Source organism: Pyxidicoccus sp. M15, from assembly GCF_056858435.1.
Window position 1 is genome coordinate 5,057,158 of the sequence record NZ_CM166495.1, and the last position, 26,087, is coordinate 5,083,244.

Annotated in this window: 18 protein-coding genes; 14 read left to right on the plus strand and 4 right to left on the minus strand. The window is 70.7% G+C overall.

Going from position 1 to position 26,087, the window contains the following annotated elements; genetic code table 11:
- Positions 1-7 precede the first annotated feature (7 nt).
- From greB to ACX9TP_RS19165, 5 genes are all read left to right on the plus strand, one after another.
- A complete protein-coding gene (greB, locus tag ACX9TP_RS19145) occupies positions 8-538 on the plus strand; it encodes a transcription elongation factor GreB (protein WP_482981168.1) in 531 nt (176 codons plus the stop codon).
- Between the two features lie 9 nt (positions 539-547).
- Positions 548-1,498: a deacetylase gene (locus ACX9TP_RS19150; protein WP_482981169.1), complete on the plus strand. Its 951-nt coding sequence runs from the start codon at positions 548-550 to the stop codon at positions 1,496-1,498.
- Between the two features lie 253 nt (positions 1,499-1,751).
- Entirely contained in the window at positions 1,752-3,071 is a 1,320-nt protein-coding gene (locus ACX9TP_RS19155) for a PhoH family protein (RefSeq protein WP_482981170.1), read from the plus strand.
- A gap of 34 nt (positions 3,072-3,105) precedes the next feature.
- A complete protein-coding gene (locus ACX9TP_RS19160; protein ID WP_482981171.1) occupies positions 3,106-3,411 on the plus strand; it encodes an HP0495 family protein in 306 nt (101 codons plus the stop codon).
- Between the two features lie 74 nt (positions 3,412-3,485).
- Positions 3,486-4,250: an SAM-dependent methyltransferase gene (locus ACX9TP_RS19165; protein ID WP_482981172.1), complete on the plus strand. Its 765-nt coding sequence runs from the start codon at positions 3,486-3,488 to the stop codon at positions 4,248-4,250.
- Between the two features lie 87 nt (positions 4,251-4,337).
- Here ACX9TP_RS19165 and ACX9TP_RS19170 read toward each other — a convergent pair whose 3' ends face one another.
- On the minus strand, positions 4,338-5,432 hold the full coding sequence (locus tag ACX9TP_RS19170) for a diacylglycerol/lipid kinase family protein (protein ID WP_482981173.1): 1,095 nt from the start codon (positions 5,430-5,432) through the stop codon (positions 4,338-4,340).
- Between the two features lie 399 nt (positions 5,433-5,831).
- On the opposite strand from ACX9TP_RS19170, the gene dnaK reads away from it, so the two are divergent.
- The 6 genes from dnaK (at position 5,832) to ACX9TP_RS19200 (ending at position 18,404) form a co-directional block, all read left to right on the plus strand.
- On the plus strand, positions 5,832-7,742 hold the full coding sequence (gene dnaK / locus ACX9TP_RS19175; protein WP_482981174.1) for a molecular chaperone DnaK: 1,911 nt from the start codon (positions 5,832-5,834) through the stop codon (positions 7,740-7,742).
- 146 nt (positions 7,743-7,888) lie between these two features.
- Positions 7,889-11,794, plus strand: a complete 3,906-nt coding sequence (locus ACX9TP_RS19180; protein ID WP_482981175.1) for an Ig-like domain-containing protein — start codon at positions 7,889-7,891, stop codon at positions 11,792-11,794.
- Positions 11,795-11,997: 203 nt separating this feature from the next.
- Positions 11,998-12,870 carry a hypothetical protein gene (locus ACX9TP_RS19185; protein ID WP_482981176.1) on the plus strand — a complete coding sequence of 291 codons (873 nt, stop codon included), beginning with the start codon at positions 11,998-12,000 and terminating at the stop codon, positions 12,868-12,870.
- An 88-nt stretch (positions 12,871-12,958) separates the two neighbouring features.
- Positions 12,959-15,490 (plus strand): AAA family ATPase, encoded by a 2,532-nt coding sequence (locus tag ACX9TP_RS19190; protein WP_482981177.1) that lies wholly within the window; start codon positions 12,959-12,961, stop codon positions 15,488-15,490.
- Positions 15,491-15,557: 67 nt separating this feature from the next.
- On the plus strand, positions 15,558-17,828 hold the full coding sequence (locus tag ACX9TP_RS19195; RefSeq protein ID WP_482981178.1) for a vWA domain-containing protein: 2,271 nt from the start codon (positions 15,558-15,560) through the stop codon (positions 17,826-17,828).
- A gap of 15 nt (positions 17,829-17,843) precedes the next feature.
- Positions 17,844-18,404, plus strand: a complete 561-nt coding sequence (locus tag ACX9TP_RS19200) for a PspA/IM30 family protein (RefSeq protein ID WP_482981179.1) — start codon at positions 17,844-17,846, stop codon at positions 18,402-18,404.
- Between the two features lie 17 nt (positions 18,405-18,421).
- On the opposite strand, the gene ACX9TP_RS19205 is transcribed toward ACX9TP_RS19200, so the two are convergent.
- Positions 18,422-19,303, minus strand: a complete 882-nt coding sequence (locus ACX9TP_RS19205) for a DNA integrity scanning protein DisA nucleotide-binding domain protein (protein ID WP_482981180.1) — start codon at positions 19,301-19,303, stop codon at positions 18,422-18,424.
- Positions 19,304-19,428: 125 nt separating this feature from the next.
- On the opposite strand from ACX9TP_RS19205, the gene ACX9TP_RS19210 reads away from it, so the two are divergent.
- Entirely contained in the window at positions 19,429-19,791 is a 363-nt protein-coding gene (locus ACX9TP_RS19210; RefSeq protein ID WP_163999307.1) for a TraR/DksA family transcriptional regulator, read from the plus strand.
- Positions 19,792-19,864: 73 nt separating this feature from the next.
- On the opposite strand, the gene ACX9TP_RS19215 is transcribed toward ACX9TP_RS19210, so the two are convergent.
- Complete coding sequence (locus ACX9TP_RS19215; RefSeq protein WP_482981181.1) at positions 19,865-20,632, minus strand: FHA domain-containing protein; 768 nt, start codon at positions 20,630-20,632, stop codon at positions 19,865-19,867.
- A 190-nt stretch (positions 20,633-20,822) separates the two neighbouring features.
- On the opposite strand from ACX9TP_RS19215, the gene ACX9TP_RS19220 reads away from it, so the two are divergent.
- The gene (locus ACX9TP_RS19220; RefSeq protein WP_482981182.1) at positions 20,823-22,460 is read left to right on the plus strand and encodes a serine/threonine-protein kinase; all 1,638 of its coding nucleotides are present in this window, start codon (positions 20,823-20,825) and stop codon (positions 22,458-22,460) included.
- Positions 22,461-22,493: 33 nt separating this feature from the next.
- On the opposite strand, the gene ACX9TP_RS19225 is transcribed toward ACX9TP_RS19220, so the two are convergent.
- The gene (locus tag ACX9TP_RS19225) at positions 22,494-23,678 is read right to left on the minus strand and encodes an FHA domain-containing protein (protein WP_482981183.1); all 1,185 of its coding nucleotides are present in this window, start codon (positions 23,676-23,678) and stop codon (positions 22,494-22,496) included.
- A 158-nt stretch (positions 23,679-23,836) separates the two neighbouring features.
- On the opposite strand from ACX9TP_RS19225, the gene ACX9TP_RS19230 reads away from it, so the two are divergent.
- Complete coding sequence (locus tag ACX9TP_RS19230) at positions 23,837-26,059, plus strand: RelA/SpoT family protein (protein ID WP_482981184.1); 2,223 nt, start codon at positions 23,837-23,839, stop codon at positions 26,057-26,059.
- The last annotated feature ends 28 nt before the right edge of the window (positions 26,060-26,087 follow it).

Consider the following 26,087-nt stretch of genomic DNA (forward strand, 5'->3'; position numbering starts at 1 on the left):
AGGGCGCATGTCCCAGGACGCACCCCCCGACTTGGATGACCTCGAGGACGACGAGGAGAAGGCGCCGTTCCGCCGCTACCTCACCCGCTCGGGCGCCGAGCGCATGCACCGCGAATTGGTCCACCTCCTCAACGAGGAGCGCCCCAAGGTGACGGCCGAGGTCTCCGCCGCCGCCGCCCAGGGCGACCGCTCCGAGAACGCCGAGTACATCTACGGAAAGAAGCGCCTGCGCGAAATCGACCGGCGCCTCCGGTTCCTGACGAAGCGCCTGGACACCGCCACCATCGTCACGCCCGCTGAACAGAGCGACCGTGCACGAATCTACTTCGGGGCCACCGTCACCCTGGAGGACGAGGACGGAGCGAGGACCACGTACCAGATAGTCGGCTCCGATGAGATCGACGCCGCCGGAGGCCGCATCAGCGTGGAGTCCCCCATCGGCCGTGCGCTCCTGCGCAAGGCCGTGGGTGACTCCGTCGAGGTGCGCCGCCCCCGGGGGGAAATCGAGCTCACCGTGGTCGACATCCGCTACGAATAGGAGGCCGTCATGCCTCGGACGCAGCCCATCAACACCCGCTACCGCCGCATCTACCAACACCTGAGCGGGGCGGACCTGGCTGTCTCCGAGGACCAAGACCTCTCCCTGGAGGACCTCGGCCTGGGCGGGGACTCCAAGCAGTCCCGCGTGGACCTCGTCTTCGGCACCTACAGCCCCGAGGGCCTGGAGCGCGCCCTGCGCGCCTACGGCCTGCTCCAGCGCGTGGAGGAGCGCGTGGGCCCGCTGGACCTGCGCGTCCAGTGCGAGGACCCGTACCGCCCCCGGCTCGTCCTCTGGAGCCGCCGCTTCTACGCCCCCGTCGCCGACGTCAGCCTGCGCAAGAGCATCGGCGCCGAGGTGGGCCTGGACGACGCGCTCGCCACCGCGCCGCTCCTCTACGTGGACTCGCTGCTCCTCCAGAACCCGGGCCGCGCCTTCGACTGGAACCGGCCCCCGCTGCCCGGGCAGAGCCACCCCGGCCTGGCCCTCTCCGGACAGATCCTCGACCTGCTCCTGCTCATGGCCCGCCGCATCGGCGCCGAGGCCCTGGCCCTCATCCCCGCCACCTTCGCCGCCGCCTGCGTCTACGAGCGCCGCTTCCTCTTCGTGGACGGCGCGGCCCAGGGGCGCTTCCTCGCACTCAAGGGGGCCGGGCAGCAGCGCCCCCGCTGGCTGCTCGCCTGGGCCGTGGAGCTGGGCTGCATGCGCGACGCCCGGGCCCAGTCCGTCCCCTTCATGCCCACCCCCATGCTGTCCCCCCTCAGCCGCCGGCTGATCCACCACTTCGACGCGCGGGCGTGGGACGACGCGCTGCAAATCAACGCCCGGCAGCCGCTCGCCCTGGACGAGGAGGCGCTCCAGCAGCGCTTCCCCTGGGAGCGCATGCCGCCGGGCCCGCCGCCCGAGCGGGTGGTGGAGCTGCTCGGTTATGATCCGCTCGCGCCCGTCGCCGCGCACTGAGGCGTGACAGGGCGCTACAGCCCTGTGGCGGCAGGGGAGTGGGGGCGTGGGGCCTGCGCGTTCAATGTCCAGGGCCCTCGAGCCCGGTCAGGGCGCGTGGCCCGCGTGCGTCGGGCGTGGGGTTTCGGACAGCCGGACTTCCAGGCGGAAAGCTGGCTGATTCCCCCGGGGGCGGTGCCTATATTGGGTGGAAAGAAGGCCCCGTCGCACGCCACAGCGGTCGCACCCGAACCTTCAGGTCGCGCAACCCACGATGCGAAAGAACTTCATCCTCGACACCAACGTCCTCCTCCATGATCCGCGCAGCATCTACGGCTTCAAGGAAAACAACGTCATCATCCCCATCTACGTCATCGAGGAGATCGATCAGTTCAAGCGCGATCTCTCCGAGCTGGGGCGCAACGCGCGACTGGTGGCCCGCTACCTGGACTCGTTCCGTGCGGAGGGCTCGCTGAAGGAGGGCGTGCCCCTGCCGCACGGGGGCATGCTCCGCGTCAACTTCACCGACCGCGAGCTGCCGCTGTCCATGGCGGACAGCAACCTGATGGACAACCGCATCCTCGCGGTGGCCATCGACCTGATGGAGAAGGAGCCCGAGACGCAGGCCGTCTTCATCACCAAGGACACCAACCTGCGCATCCGCGCGGACGCGCTCGGCCTCATCGCCGAGGACTACGACGCCGAGCGGGTGGAAATCACCGAGCTGTACACCGGCTTCACCGAGCGGCTCGTCCCGCGTGACCTGGTGGACCAGATGTACAAGCAGGGCGCGGAGGTGGAGCTGCCCGACGCGGACACGCTGTCTCCCAACCAGGTGGTGCTGCTCAAGGACGAGACGAACCCGTCCCACACCGCCATGGGCCGCTTCCACGGCACGAAGGGCCGGCTCGTCCCGCTGCTGCGCTCCATCAAGGACGGCACGTGGGGCGTGCGCCCGCGCAACATGGAGCAGACCTTCTGCCTGGACCTGCTGCTCAATGACGACATCAAGCTCGTCACCATCGTCGGCAAGGCGGGCACGGGCAAGACGCTGCTCGCCATCGCCGCGGGCCTGCAGAAGGTGACGGAGGAGGGGCTGTACCAGAAGCTCCTGGTGAGCCGGCCCATCTTCCCGCTGGGGCGCGACATCGGCTACCTGCCCGGCAGCGTCGAGGAGAAGCTCAACCCCTGGATGCAGCCCATCTTCGACAACGTGGAGTTCCTGATGAACCTCAGCCGCTCCGACAAGAAGGCCGGGCGCGGCTACCACGAGCTGCTGGACCTGGGGCTGATGGAGATCGAGCCGCTGACGTACATCCGCGGCCGCAGCCTGCCCAACCAGTTCATCATCGTGGACGAGGCGCAGAACCTCACGCCGCACGAGGTGAAGACCATCATCACCCGCGTGGGCGACAACACGAAGATCATCCTCACCGGCGACCCGTTCCAGATCGACAACCCGTACGTGGACGCGACCAACAACGGCCTGGTGCACGTGGTCAACCGCTTCAAGAACGAGAAGATCGCGGCGCACATCACCATGGCCAAGGGCGAGCGCAGCGTCCTGGCCGAGCTGGCCGCGAACCTGCTCTAAGCGCCTGCGCCCGCGAAACCCAACGAGACGTGCCATGACGAAGGACGGCCCCGAGAAGACGCCTCCCCCGGGGGAGGAGAAGAAGCCCCTCATCGAGTACCCCACCGTCTACACCTTCAAGGTGATGGGCAAGCAGGAGTCCGGCTTCACCGAGCACGTGAGGGAGCTGTTCCGGAGGCTGATGGGGACGGAGATCTCCCCGGACTCCATCCGCGAGCAGCCCAGCACCAAGGGCAAGTACGTCTCGCTGAGCGTGTCGGTGTACCTGCTGTCCGAGGAGCACCGGCGCGCCATCTACGCCCAGCTCCACCAGGACGAGCGGGTCGTCTATTACCTCTGAGGGCGTGCCCCCTCGCCCGGATGGGGCGGGTCCGTGGCTGGAAGTCCGGACGGGGCAGGTATATGAGGAACCTCATGAGCCCCGCAGAGCCCTTCCCTCTGTTCCACCCCGCAGGCGTCCGGCGCGCCTTCGGCTCGGATGAAGCCACGCGGCGCTTCGCGAAGGTGGCCCAGCTGGAGCCGGGCGCGCGGGTGCTGGTGCTCGGCTGCGGCCCGGACGCCAGTGCCGCGCTGCTGCTGGTGCGGGAGCTGGGCTGCTCGGTGGTGGCCGCGGACACGGACGAGTCCCTGCTGGCCCCCCTGCGAGAGCGCGTGAGGGCCCAGGGGCTGGGCGACCGGCTCGAGGTGCGGCGCGTGGCGCTGGACGCGCTCGGCCTGCCCGAGGGCAGCTTCAACGCCATCCTCATCCAGGGCCACGTGCTGTATCCGCTCAGGCCCACGCTGGCGGGGATGCGGCCGTTGCTGGCGAAGCGGGGCCGGCTGGGACTGACGTTCCCCGCGAGGGTGGGGCGCTTCGCCCCCAAGGCCACGCTCGACTTCTGGGAGCGGCGCGTGGGCGGGCCGCTGCTCCTGCCGCGCGAGATGCTCCAGACGCTGGAGGGCTCCGGCTACGAGCCCGAGTCCGCGGAGACGCTCCACGACACGGAGCTGGACGCGTACTACCGGGACGTCGAGGCGCAGCTGGCGTCCGCGCCCGCGGGAGCGCAGGCGGCGGGGCTGCGCGAGGAGCTGGCGCTGCACCGTGAGAGCAACGGCAAGGCGAGCGTCAGCTATGCCTTCGTCGTGGGCCGCCGCAAGGAGCCGGGCGAGAAGCCGCCGGCCTCGAGAGACCGCGGGTAGGGCAGGGGCCCGCCCGCGTCACCGTCCGGCCCGGCGCCCCGCGCGGGAGCGCAAGGGGCCGGCACCCGGACAGCGGTACCGCTCGCGTCAGTTCATCGCGCCGTTGAAGTCCACCAGCTCGATGGACTCGGGGGCGACGGACAGCGTCACCTGGTCGCGGTAGCCGGCCGCGTCGCCGCCCACCTGGAAGGGCATGGGGCGGGCGAAGCGAATCGTCACTTCGCGGGCGTGGAAGTCGTGGAGCCCTTCCGGGAACCAGCGGCCGTTCCACAGCTTCGGCAGGTTTGCCAGCACGGCCCCCGGCTTCACCTGGCCCAGGCGCAGCTGCATGAAGCCGCGGCGCTCGCTGGCGAAGGGGAACATGCGGAAGCCGTAACCGTAGAAGGGCATGGTGCCCGCCGCCGCCATCATCAGCTGGCCGCGGAACAGCGTGGCGCCGGGGGCCAGCGCGTCACCCACCGCGCGCCCGTCCGAGCCCAGCCGGTACGCCTCGCTGGAGGGGCCATTCACGACTTCGCACTCCACCCAGGTGGAGTGGGTGAGGTAGTGCGGCACCGTCTTGCAGGCCACCGCGGAGAAGTAGCCGCCGCTGCCCGTGAGCATGCCCTTCAACAGGCCCTTGCCCAGGTTCTCCTTCACCCAGATGTAGTCGTTGAGCACCTTGCCATCCACGCCCAGCCCGGCGAACGGCGCGCGCTGGCCGTCCACCATCAGCAGGTCCATGGGGCGGTAGCCGGGCACTTCTCCGGTGCGGGCGCGCAGCACGTCATTGAGGATGCCGTCGCCGCGCGTGCTGGAGGCATTCACGTGCGCGGCGATGCCGTTGCCCGTGCCCAGCTTGAGGATGCCGAAGCGGGGCGCCGTCTGGCCGGCGAAGCGGCCGCGCGGGCCCACCTGGTGCAGCACCTCGTTGACGAAGCCCATGAAGGTGCCGTCGCCGCCGCCCGTGAAGACCATGGGGTAGCCCCGCTCCAGCACCGTCTGGATGATGCGCCGCGCATCCAGCGGCGAGCGGGAGAGGAACAGGTCCTGCTCCGGCACCACGTGCGACAGCGACTTCACCACCCGTGCGTCCACCTTGCGGGCGTTGGCGTTCAGCAGCACCGCGACCTTCGGCTCGGCGGCGGTGTCCGACGCGGGAGCACGGCGGAAGTCCGGAGAGCGGAGGGGCTGGACGAGCATGCGGCAGGCTCCTGGGTTGCTCGGGACGGGGGGCCCGATGGCGACGGCTGCCCGAGTGTGCACTTTTCTCGCCAAGCCCTGACGCGAGGCGTCAGCAGGCGAGCAGGCATGTCTTTCCAAGGGGTTGGAGCGTTGGCTGCTGATCGTGAGGTCGCCCGGTTGCTACCGCGGGGTGACAGAGGTGTAGAGCGCGTTACGCACCCGTGCCGCGCTGGTGGCGCGGGCGTGACGCGGCGCATGCCTGCCTGCGCACTGCGCTACGCACCGGGGGTTGCCACCTTCACATCGACGGGCCCGCGCGGACACCTGCCTGGTTTGACACGAGGGGGTGGGTGGTTACGTTGGGCGTACATCAGGAGCTTTTGAGAAAAACGCAGTCTTTTCCGGAGGATACGAACCGTGGGCAAGATTATCGGGATCGACCTGGGCACCACGAACAGCGTGGTTGCGATCATGGAGGGTCGCGAGCCCAAGGTGATCGTCAACGAGGAAGGCAGCCGCATCACGCCCTCGGTGGTCGCGTTCACGAAGGATGGGGAGCGCCTGGTGGGCCAGGTGGCCAAGCGTCAGGCCATCACCAACCCCGAGCGGACCGTCTACTCCATCAAGCGCTTCATGGGCCGGCGCCACGATGAGGTGACCGAGGAGGCCAAGCTGGTCCCCTACAAGGTCGCCCGGGGCCCGCACGGCGACGCGCGCGTGGACATCGACGGCAAGCAGTTCAGCGCGCCGGAGATCAGCGCGCAGGTGCTGCTGAAGCTGAAGCGGGCGGCGGAGAACTACCTCGGCGAGAAGGTGACGGAGGCGGTCATCACCGTCCCCGCGTACTTCAACGACGCCCAGCGCCAGGCCACCAAGGACGCCGGTGAGATTGCCGGCCTCACGGTGAAGCGCATCGTGAACGAGCCGACCGCCGCGGCGCTCGCGTACGGCATGGACAAGAAGAAGGACGAGAAGATCGCCGTCTACGACTTCGGCGGCGGCACCTTCGACGTGTCCATCCTGGAAGTGGGCGAGAGCGTGGTCGACGTGCTCGCGACCAACGGTGACACGCACCTGGGTGGCGACAACATCGACCTGCGGATCATGGATTGGCTGATTGCCGAGTTCAAGAAGGACACCGGGCTCGACGTCACCAAGGACAAGATGGTGCTCCAGCGCCTGAAGGAGGCGGCGGAGAAGGCGAAGATCGAGCTGTCGAGCGCGATGGAGACGGACATCAACCTGCCGTTCCTCACGGCGGACGCGTCCGGTCCCAAGCACCTCAACGTCAAGCTCACGCGCGCCAAGTTCGAGGCGATGATCGACGACCTCATCGAGCGCTCGCTGGAGCCGTGCCGCAAGTGCCTCAAGGACTCCGGGCTGGACCCGAAGGACCTGAACGAGGTCGTGCTGGTGGGCGGCACCACCCGCATCCCGAAGGTGCAGGAGGCGGTGAAGCGGCTGTTCGGCAAGGAGCCGAACCGCTCGGTGAACCCGGACGAGGTCGTGGCGGTGGGCGCCGCGGTGCAGGCGGGCGTGCTCTCCGGCGAGGTGAAGGACATCCTCCTGCTGGACGTGACGCCGCTGAGCCTGGGCGTGGAGACGCTGGGTGGCGTGATGACGAAGCTCATCGAGCGCAACACCACCATCCCCTCGCGCAAGTCGGAGACCTTCTCCACGGCCGCGGACGGCCAGACGCAGGTGGAGATCCACGTGCTGCAGGGTGAGCGCGAGATGGCGGGCGACAACCGCAGCCTCGGCCGCTTCCACCTGACGGGCATGCCTCCGGCGCCGCGCGGCGTGCCGCAGATCGAGGTGACGTTCGACATCGACGCGAACGGCATCCTGAACGTCAGCGCCAAGGACAAGGCCACCGGCAAGGAGCAGAAGGTCACCATCACCCACTCGTCCGGCCTCGCGAAGGACGAGGTGGAGAAGATGGTCTCCGACGCCCGCGCCAACGAGGCGGCCGACAAGGCCCGCCGCGAGCTGGTGGAGGTGAAGAACCAGGCGGAGAGCCAGGCCTACGCCGCGGAGAAGCTGCTGAAGGAGAACAAGGACAAGCTGTCCGCGGACGTGGCGAAGCCGCTCGAGGAGGCGGTGGCGGAGCTCAACAAGGTCCGCGACGGCCAGGACAAGGACGCCATCAAGGCGGCCCTCGATAAGCTCCAGGCGGCCAGCTACAAGGCGGCGGAGGAGATGTACCGCGCCACTGGCGGCGTTCCGGGCGCCGAGGGTGCGCCGGGCGCTGGCCCCTCCGCGGCTCCGGGCTCGCAGGCCTCGGCCAAGAAGGACGACGTGGTGGACGCGGAGTTCCGGCAGTCGTAGTGCCGGGGCGGTGAGCCGCCTCCGTTGAGTTGTTGCAAGAGGGCCGGTATTCCCGCGAAGGCGGGGGGCCGGCCCTCTCGCTTTGCGGGGAGAACGGGCCGGGGGATTGTCTTTGATTGATGTTTGGGAAGAAGCTCCGGCCCTCCATGCTCCCTCCGGCCGTCTGGTTCCGCCCGCTCCTCGGGGTTGTCCTTACCCTGTCGCTCCTCTCCTGCCGGTCGTCTTCCGTCGAGGAGCGCGTCCCCGCGGCGCCCGCCCCCGAGGCCAGCGCGTCGTTCGATGTCTCCGCCGTCATGCGGCAGGTCCACTTCGCCTACAGGCCCGAAGGCCCGGTCTGGCGCGGTGGCCACGCCACGTACGACGTGCGGGCGAGCGCTGACGGGCTGAGCCTGACGCCGTTCTTCCATCCCCGAGTGGAGGTCTCTGGCGAGAGGCGTTCGCGCGCGGCATCCCAGCGCGTGGCCGTGCAGAAGGGAGCGCCCCTCACGCTGGGCGCCGTGCAGCTGCGCCGGGGGCAGGGAGAGGCCCAGGCCACGAAGACCCGGGTCCAGGTGGAGAAGGGCGGACAGCTCTCCCTGTCGCGCGAGGGCTTCACCGAGCACCTGCGGAACGCGGAGGACGGCGTCCAGCAGGCCTGGGTCTTCGAGGCCGCGCCTGGAGGCGCGGGCGCTCTGGTGTTGACGCTTCCCGTGCAGGGGCTGGCCTTCGTCGAGGGCAGCGAGCAGGGCCTGCACTTCCGGGATGCGAACAGTGGCCTGGGCTTCCGCTATGGCCATGCCGCCTGGGTGGATGCCTCGGGACGGAGCACGCCACTCCAGGCCCGCTACCGGGCGGGCGCCATCCAGTTCCACGTCCCCGAGGCGCTGCTGGAGGCGAGCGTCTTTCCCGCGACGCTGGCCCCCACCATCTCGCCGGAGGTCGGCACGAACCAGCCGGTGCCGGAGCCCCAGGTCAACAGCCAGGAGGCTCCGACGGTGGCGTCCAATGGCTCGGGCCAGCTCGTCGTCTGGGAGGACTTCCGCGGGAGCAAGTTCGAAATCTTCGGCGCCCGGGTGTCGAGCGCGGGGGTGGTGTTGGATGACTGGGGCATCCACCTCTCCCGGGGGGCCGCCTACCCGGAGAAGCCCTCGGTGGCCTCCAACGGGATGGACTACCTCGTCGTCTGGGAGGACACGCTCTCCGACAATTCGACCAACATTCGTGGCACGCGCGTGAGCGCGGCGGGGGAAGTCCAGGATGCCACCGGGCTGGCGCTCGGGACGTCTCCTTCAGGGCAGTTCGCTCCCGATGTGGCCTCCAGCGGGACGGACTACCTCGTCGTCTGGTGGGACATGCGGAACGGGAACCCGGACATCTACGGCACGCGGGTGGCGAGCACCGGCGCGGTGGTGGATGGCGCGGGTCTGGCCATCGCCCAGGCGGCTCAGGCGCAACGCCTGCCGTCGGTCGCCTCCAACGGGACGGACTACCTCGTCGTCTGGGAAGACGTGCGCGCTGGCAATCCAGACGTCTTCGGCGCGCGGGTGACGAGCGCGGGCGTGGTGCTGGACGCCTCGGGCCTCGCCATCTCCACGGAGGCCCATTCGCAGCTCACGCCGTCGGTGGCCTCCAATGGCACGGACTACCTCGTTGCCTGGGAGGACGCCCGCGTCGAGTCGGCGGGCGACATCTTCGGCGCGCGGGTGACGGGCACCGGCACGGTGGTGGATGCCACCGGGTTCGCCATCTCCTCGGCCTCGCAGTCGCAGGACACGCCGTCGGTGGCCGCCAACGGGACGGACTATCTCGTCGTCTGGAGCGATGCGCGCACCGAGGACACGGGTGACATCTTCGGTGCGCGGGTGACGGGCACCGGCACGGTGGTGGATGGCTCGGGGTTTGCCATCTCCACGGACTACAACGCCCAGACCCGCCCGTCGGTGGTCTTCAATGGCACGGACTTCTACGTGGCCTGGCAGGACGCTCGCTCGTTCCTGGACATCTACGGGACGCGCGTGACGGCCACGGGGGAGGTCCTGGACGTCACGGGCGTGGCGCTGTCCACGGCGGCCAATGGCCAGTCATCCCCCGCGGTGGCCTCCAACGGGTCAGGCTTCCTCGTCGTCTGGTACGAGAGCCGGCAGCGGGACAACACGGCGGCCATCTTCGGCGTGCGGGTGACGGACGCGGGAGAGGTCCTCGACGCCTCGGGGCTCGACATCTCACCCGCGGGAGGTGGGCACCTCGACCCCGCGGTGGCTTCCAACGGGACGGACTACCTCGTCGCCTGGCTGGACGTGGGTGGGAGCGAGACCCGCGTCCTGGGCGCGCGAGTCACGGCGGGAGGCGAGGTGCTGGACGCCCCGGGGCTTGCGCTCTCCGCGCCAGGCTCGCGGGCCTCGGGGCCGCCCTCGGTGGCGTCCGACGGGTCGGACTACCTCGTCGTGTGGACGATGCCCGGTGAGAACGCGGTGTTCACCATCACCGGGACCCGGGTGACGAGCGCGGGCGCGGTCCTGGATGGCTCGGGGTTGGCCATCTCCGGACTGCCGGGGTCCGTGGACAAGCCCTCGGTGGCCTCCAACGGGACGGACTACCTCGTCGTCTGGGAGGACTACCGCAACGGCAACAACGACATCTTCGGCGCGCGGGTGACGAGCGCGGGCGCGGTGCTGGACGTCTCGGGTATCGCCATCACCACGGCGGTCGACAACCAGCGAAACCCCGCCATCGCCTCCAATGGCACGGATTACCTAGTCGTCTGGGGAGACTTCCGCAGGAGCAGCGCGTCCGACGTCTACGGTGCACGCGTGTCGAGCGAGGGCACGGTGCTGGACTCGCTGGGCATCGCCATCACCACGGCCATCCGGTACCAGTACGTTCCCTCGGTGGCTTCCATGGGGGCGGAGTATCTCGTCGTCTGGCAGGACGACCGGGGGAGCACGCCCCGTTCAGACATTCATGGCGCGCGGGTGACGAACGGCGGTGTCGTTCGCGAGTCCGCGGGATTCCAGGTTGCCGGCACCGCCGACGCGGAGGAGGCACCGTCGGTGGCGTTCGCCGGCTCCGGCCGGACGGCCTTCGTCGTGTATGACCGCTTCGACCTCTCGGCGCCCTACTGGAGCCATCGGGTTCGCGGACGGTTCGTGACATTCCATGACAACCAGCCGCCCACCGCTGTGCCCCTGGCGTTGGAGGCCGTGGAGGACACCCTCCTGAATATCCAGCTCCAGGGCAGCGACCCGGAGGGACAGGCGCTCACCTATGACATCGTCACGCTGCCCCAGCGCGGCGTTCTGGGAGGCACCGGCGCGCGCCGCACCTACGCACCGGCGGCCCGGTACAGCGGCCCGGACAGCTTCACCTTCCGTGTCTCGGATGGAGAGTTCGTGTCGGCCGTGGTCAGGGTGACCATCCAGGTGGCGCCGTTCAACGACGCTCCGTCCATCCCGGTGCTCGTATCGCCCGCGGAGGGGGCCCGCCTGGAGAGCGGGCTCGTCGCCTTCCAGTGGAATGCCTCCACGGACGAGGAGGGCGAGGCGCTCACCTACCAGTTGGAGGTGCTCCAGGGTGGTGAGGCCGTTCGCACACACGACACGGTGGCGACGACCTGGACCCTGGCTGCGAGCGAGGTGCTTCCGCCGGGTGGCTACGCCTGGCGCGTGAAGGCCACGGATGCGCGCGACGCGGCCAGTGCCTTCTCCGCCGAGCGGACGTTCACGGTTGAGAACGTCCAGACGCCGATGGATGGCGGCCTCCCGGATGCGGGTGAGCCGGAGGACGCGGGAGTGCCGGATGCGGGGACCGAGGCGGACGGCGGCGGGGAGCCGGACGCGGGCACATCCGATGCGGGGACCGAAGCGGATGCGGGAGTCCCAGATGCAGGGTCCGAAGCGGACGGCGGCATGCCGGACGCGGGGACCGGAACAGACGGCGGGACGGTGCCCCCTCCCGAGAGCTCCGACACCTCCGGCTGCGGCTGCAACCCGATTCCCGGCGCGGGCCCGGGTGCGCCCCTGACGCTCACGGCCCTCGGACTGCTCCTGCGGTTGTCGCAGCGCCGCCGCCGCTGAGCTCGAGGGCAGAGACTGCTTCTGTGGCTGTTCTCGCGCCGCCGCTGACATCGAGGGTGGACGGCGGAGCTTCCGAAGGGGTGGACGGGGGGTACGAGAAGCGGGACGTGTGGGGCCAGCAAGTGCTTGATGGGACTGGGGCGGTGGCTGGCGGCGGGGCTGCAACCGGACAGGGCACCTCGTGCCAGTGAAAGGGCGCCCGCATGTCCCGTATCGAGTCCCCGCCGTCCTCCCTCCATTCCGGCCTCGTCGACACCGAGGCGACTCCGGCCCCCCTTGCTCCGTCCGCGCAGCGCTCGGCGCCGTCCCGCCCGGTGGCCTCCGCTCCAGCCAGCACCGTGGAGGTGTTCCGTGGCGGGGAGGGCGGAGCGCGTGAGAGCGCCCCGGTGACGGGCCCCCGCTCCGGGCCCATGACGGGGGCGAACAACCGGTTCGACTTCGCGGTGGGCGGCGCCTTCCCCCCGAAGCCCACGGGCAACCTGGCCGAGCAGATGAAGCAGCTGACGCTGACGGCCGCGCAGTCCGAGGCCGCGGCGGCCAGCCTGGTGATGGGGGGCGGCATCGTGGTGGACGCGTACGCGCGCCAGCACCTGAAGCGACTCGATGCGAGCCCGCCCATCCAGGGAGCGCCGACGTCGCTCACGGACTACACCAGCTCCATTCCGGGCGTGTCGCCGGAGAAGGCCTATGCCTACTTCGTGCGCAACCCGGGGGCGGTGTTCGAGTCGGCGGGCATCCAGGTGCGTCCCGCCGTGGGCGCGCTGACGGACGGGGCGAAGCTGTTCCTGGAAGAGAAGGGCCCACCGCCGGTGTGGGCGCCCATCACCGTCCGGCTGGAGCCTGGGGCGAACACGCTGCACATCACCACCCTGGACGGGCACCCGCTGCGAGGGACGAACCGCTTCGTCTTCCAGGACGACGGCCACGGCGGAACGCGGCTGCGCCAGTACTCCGCCTTCCAGGGCAGCTCCCCGGCCACGGAGGTGGGGATGAAGCTGATGGACCCGATTGAGCGGCAGCATGGAATCTGGCGCAGCGTCCATGCGCACCTGCACGACACCCTGCGGGAGCGGTGACCTTCGTGCGGAGAGGGCCTCGGTGCACTTCAAATGGGGCGACGGCGGCGGATAGCATGGGCGCATCCCCGCTACCTCTGGGTTGTCCGTGCTCCCTCAACCGCCCCCGTACCTCCAGGCCGCCCGGGCCTTCCGTCACTTCTTCGGCGAGCTCCGGGACGCCTACCTGGAGCGAGAGACGCTCTTCACGCAAATCGAGCTGGCGCTCCTGGGGCGGGAGCACGTGCTGGTGGTGGGGCCGCCGGGCACGGCCAAGAGCGCCATCGCCAGCGCGGTGCTGGGGCGCATCACCGACGAGCGCACGGGCCAGCCGTCGCTGTTCTCCAAGCAGCTCGCCGAGTCCACCGTGCAGACGGACCTCATCGGCCCGGTGGACTTCAAGGTGCTCACGGAGACGGGACGCACGGAGTACCTCACGGACGAGGGAATGCTGGGCTCGGAGCACGCCTTCCTCGACGAGGTCTTCGACGGCCGGGACATGCTGCTGCGCTCCATCCTCAACGTGCTGTACGAGCGCGAGTTGAAGCACGGGCGGAGGGTGACGGCGGGGCGCACCGAGTGCGTCATCATGACGAGCAACCGGTACCTCTCCGAGGTGCTGGCGCGCTCGCCGGAGCTGCTGCTGGCCTTCGCGGACCGGCTGAGCTTCATCTGCTTCGTGCCCAAGGCCTTCGCCCGGAGGGAGAGCCGGGCGGCCATGCTCCAGCGCTTCTCCTCCGGGGCTCGGCCCGACCTGCGCGCCCAGCTCACGCTGCAGCAGCTGGACCTGCTCCAGGACGCGGTGACGAAGGTGAAGGTGCCCAGCCACGTGCTGGAGGGCGTGGAGCTGTTGGCGGACGCGCTGGAGCGCGCGCTGGCGGCGCAGGTGTCCAAGCTGCCCGACTACGTGCCCACGAAGTACTTCTCCCAGCGCTCGGCGGTGAAGGCGCTGTGGGCGCTGAAGGCGGCGGTGGTGAGGGACCAGCTGTACCGGCGGCCGGACCGGCCGCTGGAGGCGTCCGTGGAGGACCTGGACTCGCTGCGCTGGTTCTTCCTGCTGGGCGGTCCGCCCGCGGCGGAGACGGAGGCGCTGCTCAAGGCGGTGGTGGACCCCCGGGAGCGGGCGCAGCTCGAAATCGTCCGGCTGGAGCAGCGGGCCTTCGACGAGGCCCTGGCCAAGGTGCGGCAGGACCTGGGCGGCGGCGTGGAGCGCGAGGCCCTGGCGCTGGCGGCGCAGGACGAGGTGACGGCGGCCGAGGCGCTGGGGCGCAACTGGCAGCCGGGCCTGGTCTCCAACACCGCGAAGGCGCTCCAGGCCAAGCTGGTGCCCGGGCCGCGCCACGCGCAGAACCGGGCCCCACTGCTGGTGGCCGCCCGGGCGCTGGTGGCGGCGCTCGAGCAGCGATTGGCCCGCGGCATGGCGGGGCAGGGCGAGGGCCGAGGCGGGCTGGCGCTGCTGTCCTCCTTCCGGGACGCGCTGGAGCTGTGCCGCGCCATTCCCGAGCTGCGCGCCAACTTCGCGCCCCTCTGCGAGGCCACCGCCCGCTTCCTGGAGGGCGCACTGGAGATGATTGCCCTCTCCGCGGAGAGCGTGGACTTCGAGGACGGGCTGAAGCTCGAAGGACTCGTGGGCCTGGCGGACAACCTGGAGGAGGAGCTGTCCCAGACGACGGAGCTGGCGGGACAGCTCGCGGAAGGGGCGCCGGCCGCGCTGGAGCGCCTGCGCGTGGCGGAGGTGGCCGTGCGGCGGCGCGTGGTGTCCGCCCTGCGCCGGCGCGCGGCCCTGGCCTTCCAGGGCTCCACGGGTCGCTCCCGCAAGGAGCCCCTGGAGGCGCTCTCCGCGGACTCGCGGCGTCTCACGCAGCTGGAGCACTCCCTGGCCGTGCTGGACCCGTCACAGGCGGGCCTCAAGCAGGAGCTGCTGCTGCCCTTGGGGCTGGCCTACGCGCGCGACGTGCTCGGCACCACGCCCTTCGAGCGAATCGAGCAGTACGGCCGCGCGGTGCAGTCCGTGGCGGAGAACCTGCGGCGCGAGGGCCTGTCCGCGGAGCTCGTGCTGGCCGAGTGCCGGGAGCTCATCGAGAACCGGCTCCGGGAGCACGCCCGGCTGCTCACGCGCGAGGTGGCCAGCCCTCCGCCCCAGGCCACCGCGGTCCTCAATGGCGACGCCTACGTGTTCTACCGGGGCGAGTTCTCCGCCCGCGCGCCGGACGGGGAGCTGGCCGCGCTGCTCGGGCTGGACGGGCAGCTCACCGTCACCCGCAGCGGCGCCTCGTCGGGCTTCCTGTCGGACAACGTACGGGCGGCCGTGGCGCAGGCGGAGCTGTCCTTCATCCACTCGCGCGTGAAGTACCTGCGAAGCTGGCTGACGCAGCTGCTCACGTCGCTGCCCGCACCGGACTCCATCTCGGAGCGGTCCGAGGCCGAGCGCACGGTGGACCGGCTGGTGCGCAGCCGCTTCCCCATGCTCGCGCTGAAGGAGGGCGAGCTGGTGCGGCTGCGCGGTGTGCTGTCCCTGCTGGGCTCCATGCCCGGCGACCTGGGCGAGAGCGCGCGCCGGCTGGAGGGGCAGCTGCGGGGCATCGACGACGACTTCGGGCGCTTCAGCCGGCAGGTGCTGGAGCGGCGGTCCGCGCCATGAGACGGCGTCTTCCAGGCCCGGGGGCGGAGTCCTACCTTCGGGCTGGGACTGAGAGGGGGCGCTGAGCGTGCTGTCCCGGCGGCTCACGGACCTGCGACGGCGCCTGGACGCCCTGAACCAGCCGGCCCCACCCGCCGGTGGTTGGCGCGCGTGGACGTTCGGCCGCCGCGCGCGCGGGCCGGAGGACCTGGCCCTGCCGGTGCTCACGGCGTTGGACCGCGAGCTGGACCGGGTGGGCGTCCACACCGCGGCGGACGCGCAGCTCCTCCGCGAGCTGGGCGTGCGCAAGGGGCGGGCGGGGACGCTGGCCCAGGGACTCCAGACGCGGGCCCAGCAGGCGCTCGAGGAGATGGAGGAGTGCGTGCTGCGCGTGGAGCGCGCGTGGCGCGCGGGCGAGCCTCCGCCGGGCGCGCTCACCCTGCTAGAGCGGGCCTTCGTGCAGCTCGCGCGAGCGGTGAAGGTGGCGGACCTGTTCTCCCGGCCTCCCGCCGAGGGCCTGGACGCGGACTTCGAAATCTACGTGCGCACGGAGACGACGCGGAGGGACCGCCCGCCCACCAGCGCCCGCATGGCGGCGGCGGAGTTCTTCGCCAGCCGCGCCCGGGAGAACGTGGCGGACGTGGTGCAGAAGCGCCGGGACCTGGACCTCGCGCACGAGCTGCTGCTGCGCCTGGGCGCGGACCATGACCGGGAGCGGGGCCTGACGCTGCGCCGGCAGGTGGTGGAGGCCCGGGAGCGCGTCCGCGCGGTGCCGGCGGTGCGCTCGCTGGAGGAGCTGCTGCGGCACGTGCGGCACGCGGCCCGGCGGGAGCCGCAGGTGGCGTACCGCTCGCTGCGCGGGCTGTACGAGCGGGCGCTGGAGGCGGGCGACACGCAGCTGGCGGATGCCGCGCGCACGGCCCTGAACCCGCTGCTGCCCTCGAAGCAGAGGCTGTCGTCCCTGGTGGAGACGGCGGAGCGGGACTCGCTGGCGCACTGGTTCGGCGAGGAGCCAGGAGGGGAGAAGCCGGAGGCCGCGGCCCCGCGCTCGGACGAGCTGCTCGCGGACCTGGCCTTCTCGCTCAAGCCCGAGCAGCTCTCCACCTTCGAGCTGGCGGCCGGCTGTGCCCGCTACTTCGACGTGGAGGATGCACTCTCCGAGGAAATCGTCCTGGCGGACACCCGGACGCAGCGGCCCGTGCCCCGGCGCGTGCCGTACCCCACCCAGACGATGACGTACGAGACGACGGGCAGCCTGCACGAGGTGCACAACTTCGTGCTGAGCGACCCGCGCATGCTGCTGCGGGACCTGGCCGCCAACCGCCAGCTGGTGCGCACGTACCTGGAGGACGAGCCGCCGCCGCGCCCCAAGAAGGTGAAGCGCACGGCGGTGCGCGTCTACGTGTGTGACGCTTCCGGTTCCATGCACGGCGCGCGCGCCCGCTTCCGCGATGCGCTCGTCATCGCCGAGCTGAACAACCTGCGCGTCAAGGCGCGCCGGGGCGAGCCGTTCGACCCGCTCTACTTCAGCTTCTTCAACGACGTGCCCACCGAGCTGGCCCGCGTGGACACCGCCGTGGAGGCCACGCGCCAAATCGAGAAGCTCTTCCGCGAGTCGCCCGCCGAGGGCCAGACGGACATCACGCTCGCGCTGATGTCCGCCTTCGACTCCATCCGCGCCGCGCAGGGAAGGGACCCGTACCTCGCCCGGGCCACCGTGGTCATCATCACCGACGGCGAGGACCGGGTGGACCTGGAGCTCATCCGCCGCACGCGGGCCCCCATGGGCGCGCTGGACATCGCCCTGAGCTTCATCTCGCTCGGCGAGGAGAACCCCGACCTGCGCCTGCTGGTGAAGGAGCAGCGCGCCGCGGGAGGCCGCGCCTTCTACCACCACCTCTCCGACGAGGAGATTCTGTGGGCGCGCACCGAGTTCGACACCCCCTGGCGCACGCTGCTGCCCAGGGACGTGCCCGCCACCGCGGATGCGCTGGAGCAGTTGTCGCCTCACCTGGACGCGCTGGAGGCGGTGGCGGCCGGGCGGGGCTCGCCCGCGCAGGTGGCGGTGGATGCGTCCTTCGACGCGCTCTTCCCGGAGACGCCCTCCGCGTCCGTCGCCCGCGAGGTGCCGGGCCCGGACGTGGTGAACCGCGTGGTGGACATCCTCGCCGCGCTGGTGGAGGCGGCGTCGCTGGCCCCGGCGGAGCGGCGTGCCTCGGAGAGCGTGGTGCTCCTGCAGCACCTGCTGTCGGTGTATGGACTCACGCCGGCGCGCTACCTGGCCGCGCTGTCCGCCGGTGGGCTCCCGGTGAGGGAGGCGCTGGAACGGGTGCGGCTGTTGTGCCGGCCGTTCGGGTAGGCTCCCGTCCACGCCATGTTCTTCGGCCTGCTGCGCAAACGGAAGAAGGAGCCCTCCCGGCCGGCGGACCCGCTCGCCGCGCTGGACCAGCTCATCGAGAACCTGGAGCGCCAGGCGGCCGAGGTCCGCAAGTCCGCGGCCACGCTGCTGGCCCTCAAGGGAGACCTCACGCGCGCAGCGGAGCGCTACACGCGCCGGCTGGAGGACATCGCCTCGCGGCGCACCACCGCCGAGTCACGCGGGGACGGCCGGGCCGTGGCCGTGCTGGCGAAGGACCGGGAGCAGGCCGAGGCCCTGCGGGCCTCCACGCGGGACGCGCTGGAGCGGGCGGACGCGGACGGGAAGCTCCTGCTGGAGGCCGCGGGCGAGCTGGGAGACCGGGTGGTGGAGCTGCGCCGCGAGCGGGAGAGCGCCTCCGCGCGCCTCACCGTGGGCGGCATCGTCACCGAGGCCATGCGCGAGCGCGTGGCCCGCTTCGAGCAGGCCCTGGTCGTGGACGCCGCCCGCGACGAGGTGGAGCGCGCGCACGCCCTGGCGGACATCTACCGCGAGGAGCTGCGCGAGCAGGAGCGCTGAAGCCGCCCGCGCGCCTTTCAGGTGCGGCGCGCCGTCTGGTGCAGCTCCAGGACGATGTTGCCGCCCTTGAAGAGCCGCACCGCGCCGGACGTCTGGCTCACCACCAGCGCGATGCAGTGCGTGGTGGAGGTGATGCCCGCGGCGGCCGCGTGCCGGGCGCCCAGGCCGAGCGGAATCTTCACCATGTCGTCCGTGGCGGACAGGTAGCGGCCCGCGGCCAGCACCACGCCGTCCTCGCGGATGATGAAGGCCCCGTCCAGCACGGAGAAGTTCTTGATGGCCTCGCGAATCTTCGGGTCCAACACGTTCCGCTCGGCCTCGGACAGGCCCTGGAACGGGTTGATGGTCATCTGCCGGCTCTTCTCCAGCACCGTCGTGTGGTCGCCGATGGTGATGATGGTGCCGATGGGATGGCCCTCGAAGCCCTCCTGGCCAATCTGCAGCGCCAGCTGGATGAGCGCGTCCACCACCTGCGAGTTGAACTCCTCGCCCAGCTTCACGCCCTCAATCGCCAGCCGGTCGTCCAGCGAGCCCCCGATGCGCATCTGCATCAGCGTGTCCGGCGCGCGCCCCACCTTGCCCGTCATGCACAGCACCAGGTCCCCCTCCTTGAACGCTCCCTGGGACAGCGCGGACACGAGCGCCACCTTCACGCGCTCGGTGCGGGAGTAGTCGTAGGCGGGGATGACCAGGGCACGCACCTTCTTCGCCAGGTGCTCCTGTGCCAGCTTCTCCAGCGTCACCGCGTACACGAGCTTCTTGCGAGCAGGCCGGCCCCGGAACTCGTCGGGAGGAATGGGCGTGTCACAGATGTAGAGGAAGTGATCCACTTCGCTCTTGCCCGCCAGCGAGAGGGCCGAGCGAAGGAACTCCCGATCGAACTTCGTGTTCTCGGTCAAACGCCCCTCCCTTCACCCACAGTGTGCACCCAGGTCAGCTTGACACTGAAGGTTACATGAATAAAGCTTTCGGGCCCTTTTTTTGGGGGCAGGGCCCAAACCCTCGCTGGACTGGAGCGAAGTCTGTGAACCAGAAAGATCTCAAGCGTTACAAGAAGATGCTCGAGGACAGCAAGACGAGCCTGCTCGAGAGCGCCAAGAAAACCCTGGTGGAGGAGTCCAACTTCGACACGGACGACCTCCCGGACGAGATCGACCTGGCCTCTTCCGAGTACGCGCAATCCATGGTGTTCCGCCTGCGCGACCGGGAGAAGTTCCTCCTGCAGAAGATCGAGAAGGCACTGGCCCGCATCGAGGACGGCACCTTCGGCATCTGCGAGCGTTGCGAGGAGGACATCTCTCCGAAGCGGCTGGAGGCGCGTCCGGTGACGACGCTCTGCATCCGCTGCAAGGAGGAGCAGGAGAAGAAGGAGAAGTCCTACGGCTGAGCGCCGGGGGCCCGGGCCGCGCGAGGGAGCCCTCGTGCGGCCCGCCCTGGAGTGATGACCGGGCCGGGCGCCCTCAGGCCGCGGGCGCCTGGATTTCGACGCGGAGCAGCTGACGGCCGATGAGGAAGTGGTCCCCGTTGTCCACGAAGGTGGGGCCCGCCAGACGGATGAAGGTGCCGTTGGACGAGCCCACGTCGCGGACCTGGAGCCGGTCCTGCCGCACCTGCAGCACCGCGTGACGTCCGGACACGAAGCCGTCCGTGGGGAAGGTGAGGTCGCCCTGCTCGCGGCCCAGCAGGTTGTCGCCCTCGCGCAGCGGGAAGGCCGCGCCCCTCAAGCCCCCCTCCAGCAGCTGCACCAGCCGCAGGCGGTAGCCGGGATCCGGCGAGCCCCAGACCTGGGTGCCGCCCGGGCCGTTGGCCGCGGCGGGGATGGGCTCCAGCACCAGGCGCTGCCGCCCCAGGCGCAGCTCGCCGCCGGGAGACAGCTCGCGCTCCTGGCGCAGGCGGACGAAGACGCCGTTGGCGCCGCCCACGTCCTCCACCGCCAGCCGGGCGCCGGAGAAGAAGAAGCGCAGCTGGACGGGCATGATGAACGGGTCATCCGGCAGCGAAATCTCGCCCTGCTGGCCGCAGGTGAGGGTGTCGCGCTGCATGCGGACGACGGACTCGGGGCCTCCGTCGGCGCGCACCACGCGGATGGAGACCTGCGGGCGCGCGGTGACGCTGGCCACGGCCATCACCATCGTCCCGGAGCGGATGGGTGAGCCACACGCCCGGCAGACGGTGGCGTCCCGGGCATTCTCGGTGTCACAGCGGGGGCAGTATTCCACGGCGTCCATGGCGATCTCCGGGTTCTACCAGGGGTCGAGCCTGGTTGCTCGCCTTGTGCATGGCTTGCCCGTCACCCGAGCGACGTGATGAAGTCCGGGACCCACCCCACTGGGGAACGTTGCCTTGCTCTGCCCCTCCTGCGGCGCCGACGCCCAAGAAAAAAGCTCCCGTTACTGCCCCGCTTGCGGCGCGACACTCGTGCGCGCGGCCGACGCGGACGAGTACGTCGGCAAGACGATTGCCCACAAGTACCGGGTGGAGGCCCTCATCGGCGAGGGCGGCATGGGCAAGGTGTACCGCGCCCGCCAGCTGGCCCTGGACAAGGTGGTGGTGCTCAAGGTGCTGCGCCACACGCTGCTGTCGGACGAGCGCACCGTGGCGCGCTTCCAGCGCGAGGCCAAGGCCGCCAGCCGCCTCAACCACGCCAACTCCATCAGCGTGCTGGACTTCGGCCAGGCCGAGGACGGCGCGCTCTTCATCGCCATGGAGTACGTGGCGGGGCAGGACCTGCACCAGATCCTCAGCCGCGAGTGGCCGCTGGGGGAGGCGCGCGTGGTGCGCCTCGTCAGCCAGGTGCTGAGCGCGCTGTCGGACGCCCACGGCGCCGGCGTCATCCACCGGGACCTCAAGCCCGAGAACATCATGGTGGAGCAGCGCCGCAACGAAGGCGACTTCGTGAAGGTGCTGGACTTCGGCATCGCCAAGATTACCGACTCCACCGACGACGGCCCGGCGCTCACCCGCGCGGGCTTCGTGTGCGGCACCCCTGAGTACATGTCGCCGGAGCAGGCGCGCGGCGCGCAGCTGGACCACCGCTCGGACCTGTACGCGGTGGGCGTCATCCTCTACCAGTTGATGACGGGGCTGTTGCCCTTCGAGTCCGACTCGGCGGTGGGCTTCGCCACCAAGCACCTCACCGAGGAGCCTCCTCCGCCCAGCCGGCGCCGGCCGGACGCGCGCATCTCTCCCGGGCTGGAGAAGCTCATCCTGCGCGCGCTCTCCAAGAGCCCGGATGACCGGCCCGCCAACGCCGAGGCCTTCAAGGCGGAGCTGGCGGCGGTGGAGAAGGAGCGCCGCCGCGCCGAGGCCTCGCAGCGTGGTGCGCGGCCCTCCGCGGTGCTCGCGCCGCTGCCGCGCAAGTCCACCGGCGGACCGATGAATGACGGCCGGGACGTCACCGTGCCGGGCTGGGACAGCAACGAAGTCACGATGGAGGCCACGGTCCGCGCGCTGCCGGGCGTGCTCTCGCCCCTGCCGGCGAACGCGGACGCCATGCCCGCCACCCGGGAGAAGACGGACTCCCTGTCGCCGACGAATCCGGGCTCGGGCGGGGGCGGCGGGTTCGCCTTCTTCTTCAAGTCGCTGACCATCCTCCTCGTCGTGGCCGCGGCGGGCTTCTTCGCCTACGCCTACTACTTCAGCGTCGGCGCCGGCAGCGGCGCGCAGGACCTGCCGTACGCGCTGCCCAAGAACGCGCCGGTGCCCGGCGCTGTCGGGAGCGTGCCCAGCCCCGAGGTGCCCCTCTACGAGCGGCAGATCTCCATGACGGAGCGCGACGTGGAGGCGGCCGGACGGAAGACGCGAGAGGGAGACCGGGCCCTGCAGCGCCTGGACATCGGCCTCGCGGCCTCCAGCTACCGCGAGGCCTTCAGCATGAGCGGCGACGCCGACCTCGCGCTGAAGCTGGGCGACATCTACTGGAGCCGCCCGAACCCCGACCTCCAGGAGGCCCGGGGCTGGTGGGAGCGCCACCTGCGCGAGATGCCCACCTCCAAGGCGCGCGAGCTCATCGAGCAGCGCCTGGGTGGGGCCGTCGCCCGGCCCGCCGCGCCCTGACGGCGGCGGGCGCGGCGGCGCCCCGCGGCGCTCTCAGCCCAGGTTCTCCACCTGGAGCACGTGCTGGCCCAGGCGGACGCGGTCTCCCGGACGCAGCGGACGCTCCACGCCCGAGGCGAGGCGTACGTACGTGCCCAGTCCTCCCGACAAGTCGCGCAGCAGGGCGCCCGTGGGGGTGGGGGAGAGCTCGCAGTGGCGGCCGGCCAGCCCCTCGTCCCCCGGGAAGCTCAAGTCGCAGTTGGCCTGGCCGATGGTGAGCAGCGGCGCCGCCGTCACCACGGCGCGGCCCGCGCGACCGCCCACCAGGACCTCCTCCACCCCGTACACCGCCTGCCCCAGCGGCACCGGCGCGCCGTAGACGTGGGGACGGCCCGCCACGGGCGCCGCCGGCTCCAGCCGGCCCGTGTAGCGGAACAGCCGCTGGCCCGCGCTGAAGAGGGTGCGCGGCGCGAGGGCCTCGGTGCCCGCGACGGCGACGAACACACCCGAGGCGCTCGACTCGTCCCTCACGAAGAGGGCGCCGTCCTTCACCAGGAAGGTCGCGTGCAGGGGCGACACGTACGCGTCATCCGCGAACAGGATGGCGCCGCGCTGCCGGCCCACGACGCAGCCGGTGACGGGCAGCTTGTAGCGCTGGCCCCGCGTGGAGCCGGAGATGACGGCCAGGCCGAAGCGGGAGGCCGCCGGGGGCGCGGGCCGCGCGGCCCCGGGCGCCGCCGCGGGCGCGGCCCCGGGCTTCGAGGGCATCGCGTTGTCCGGAACCGGAGGCGGAGGCCGGGTGACGGCGGGGCCCGGAGGCACCGGCGCGGGTCCTCCCGAGGCCCCCCTCGCGGAGACGGGGGGCACCGAGGCGGCGCCACCCGCGGGCGCCGTCACCCGGGCGCCGGGGCGCTCCACGGGGAGCCCCGCGGCGGCGGTGGGCGGAGGCGTCCGCGCCGAGGGGCGCAGCCCGGGGGGGATGGCGCTCGGCGGAGGTGGCGTGGTGTGCGGCACGCCCGTTTCTCCCCGGGGGCCGGGGAAGGTGGCCACCGCCGCGGGACGACCGGCAGGCGGCGCGGCGGGACGGGACGCGGCCCCGGCGGGCCGGGCGGCGGGCGGCCGGGCGGCGGCCTCCTCCAGCGGCTGGGCGCACAGGACACAGGCGGCCGAGCGAGGAGGGTTGTACCCGTCACAGTTCGGGCAGACCACGGCGAGAGCGGACAGCAGGAGCTGTGACATGGGAGAGGGCGAATCTAGGGGCCCTGAAAACGTCGGGTCAACGAAAGCGAACGCGACAGGTGGGATAAGTCCTACGGCCCCGGACGTGCACTGGAGCACCCAGGTGTGGGGCGACGTTGCCCCCCCTCGGGGGCAAAGTTACGATTGCCCTTCACTCGATGATTCGCCTGAACGACATCCTCCAACGGGTCTCCTCGTATCACCCGGACCCTGACCTGGACATCATCAAGAAGGCCTACGTCTACTCAGCCAAGGTCCACCAGGGCCAGCTGAGGAAGTCAGGCGAGCCCTACCTCGTCCACCCGCTCGAGGTCGCGGGCATCCTGGGAGAGCTGAAGCTCGACGAGGCGTCCATCGTCACCGGCCTCCTCCACGACACCATCGAGGACACGCTCGCCACCGCCGAGGAGCTCACCGAGCTGTTCGGCTCCGAAGTCGCCCAGCTCGTCGACGGCGTCACGAAGCTGTCCAAGTTCTCCGCGTCCGCCAGCCTCTCCCAGGAGGAGAAGCAGGCGGAGAACTTCCGGAAGATGATCATCGCGATGGCGCAGGACATCCGCGTCATCCTCGTGAAGCTCGCGGACCGCACGCACAACATGCGGACGCTGGACCACATGTCCGAGGAGAAGCAGGCGCGCATCGCCCAGGAGACCCTGGACATCTACGCGCCGCTCGCGAACCGGCTCGGCATCTCCTGGATAAAGACGGAGCTGGAGGACCTGAGCTTCCGCTACGTGAAGCCGCAGGAGTTCTTCGCGCTCCAGGAGAAGCTCAACAAGCGCAAGAAGGAGCGCGAGAAGTACATCGAGGACACGTGCGACCTCATCCGCTCGAAGCTCGCCGAGCGCGGCTTGAAGGGCGAGGTGTCCGGCCGCTTCAAGCACGTCTACAGCATCTACAAGAAGATCAAGGCGCAGGGCATCGACTTCGACCAGATCCACGACATCATCGCCTTCCGCATCATCGCCCCCACCGCGCCCTCCTGCTACGAGGCGCTCGGACTGGTGCACGAGATGTGGAAGCCGGTGCCCGGGCGCTTCAAGGACTTCATCGCGATTCCGAAGCCCAACATGTACCAGTCGCTGCACACCACGGTGATTGGGCCCCTGAGCGAGCGCGTGGAGGTGCAGATCCGCACCTCGGAGATGCACAAGATCGCCGAGGAGGGCATCGCCGCCCACTGGAAGTACAAGGAGGGCAAGGCGGTCATCTCCAAGGATGACGAGAAGTTCGCCTGGCTGCGCCAGCTCATGGAGTGGCAGCAGGACCTGAAGGACCCGAAGGAGTTCCTCGAGACGGTGAAGGTGGACCTCTTCACCGACGAGGTCTTCGTCTTCACGCCCAAGGGCGACGTGCGCTCGCTGCCGCGCGGGGCCACGCCGGTGGACTTCGCGTACGCCATCCACTCGGACGTGGGCAACCGGTGCGTGGGCGCGAAGGTGAACGGCAAGATTGTTCCCCTGCGCTACAAGCTGAAGAACGGCGACACGGTGGAGGTGCTCACCAGCCCCCAGCAGCACCCGTCGAAGGACTGGCTCACCTTCGTCAAGACGAGCCGCGCGCAGCAGCGCATCCGCGGCTTCATCAAGCAGCAGCAGCGCGACAAGAGCCTGCAGCTGGGCCGCGAGCTGACGGACCGCGAGCTGAAGCGCTTCCAGCTCAACTTCAACCGGCTGCTCAAGTCCGGGGAGATGAAGAAGGCCGCCGAGGAGCTGGGCTTCCGAATCGAAGACGACCTGCTGGTGGCCATCGGCTACGGCAAGGTGACGCCGCAGCAGCTGGTGCACCGGCTGGTGCCGCAGGAGAAGCTCGCCGCGGCGGAGACCGCGGCGCGCACCGACGGCGGGGGCAACAGCCTGTCGGGGGGCAACTCCGTCAGCTCCTCCATGCTGCCCGGCCTGTCTCGCGTCACGGACCTGGCCAAGCGCCTGGTGGGCCGCAGCAACCGCAGCGGCGTGCAGATTGGCGGCGTGGACGACGTGCTGGTGCGCTTCGGACGGTGTTGCAACCCCGTCCCTGGCGACCCCATCGCCGGCTTCATCACCCGGGGACGGGGCGTGACGGTGCACACGGTGGGGTGTGAGAAGGCGCTGGCCACGGACCCCGAGCGGCGCGTGGACGTGTCGTGGGACGTGCGCGGGGACTTCAAGCGGCCCGTGACGCTGCGCGTGCTGACGGCGGACCGGCCGGGCCTGTTGGCGGACATCTCCAACACCTTCTCCAAGAAGGGCGTCAACATCTCCCAGGCCAACTGCCGCGCCACGGGGGATGACCGGGCGGTGAACACCTTCGAGGTCACCATCTCCGACCTCAAGCAGCTCACCGACCTGATGCGCACCATCGAGCGTCTCAACGGCGTCTACTCCGTCGAGCGAATCTAGAGCGCCGGCTTTCGTGCTAGAGCGCCCC

Bases quoted from the DNA above. Each gene is read 5' to 3' on its own strand.
- ACX9TP_RS19180 (WP_482981175.1), top strand. From the start codon at position 7,889: ATGCTCCCTCCGGCCGTCTGGTTCCGCCCGCTCCTCGGGGTTGTCCTT.
- ACX9TP_RS19185 (WP_482981176.1), top strand. From the start codon at position 11,998: ATGTCCCGTATCGAGTCCCCGCCGTCCTCCCTCCATTCCGGCCTCGTC.
- ACX9TP_RS19215 (WP_482981181.1), bottom strand. From the start codon at position 20,632: ATGGACGCCGTGGAATACTGCCCCCGCTGTGACACCGAGAATGCCCGG.
- ACX9TP_RS19230 (WP_482981184.1), top strand. From the start codon at position 23,837: ATGATTCGCCTGAACGACATCCTCCAACGGGTCTCCTCGTATCACCCG.
- greB (WP_482981168.1), top strand. From the start codon at position 8: ATGTCCCAGGACGCACCCCCCGACTTGGATGACCTCGAGGACGACGAG.
- ACX9TP_RS19225 (WP_482981183.1), bottom strand. From the start codon at position 23,678: ATGTCACAGCTCCTGCTGTCCGCTCTCGCCGTGGTCTGCCCGAACTGT.
- ACX9TP_RS19155 (WP_482981170.1), top strand. From the start codon at position 1,752: ATGCGAAAGAACTTCATCCTCGACACCAACGTCCTCCTCCATGATCCG.
- ACX9TP_RS19170 (WP_482981173.1), bottom strand. From the start codon at position 5,432: ATGCTCGTCCAGCCCCTCCGCTCTCCGGACTTCCGCCGTGCTCCCGCG.
- ACX9TP_RS19160 (WP_482981171.1), top strand. From the start codon at position 3,106: ATGACGAAGGACGGCCCCGAGAAGACGCCTCCCCCGGGGGAGGAGAAG.
- ACX9TP_RS19200 (WP_482981179.1), top strand. From the start codon at position 17,844: ATGTTCTTCGGCCTGCTGCGCAAACGGAAGAAGGAGCCCTCCCGGCCG.
- ACX9TP_RS19165 (WP_482981172.1), top strand. From the start codon at position 3,486: ATGAGCCCCGCAGAGCCCTTCCCTCTGTTCCACCCCGCAGGCGTCCGG.
- ACX9TP_RS19150 (WP_482981169.1), top strand. From the start codon at position 548: ATGCCTCGGACGCAGCCCATCAACACCCGCTACCGCCGCATCTACCAA.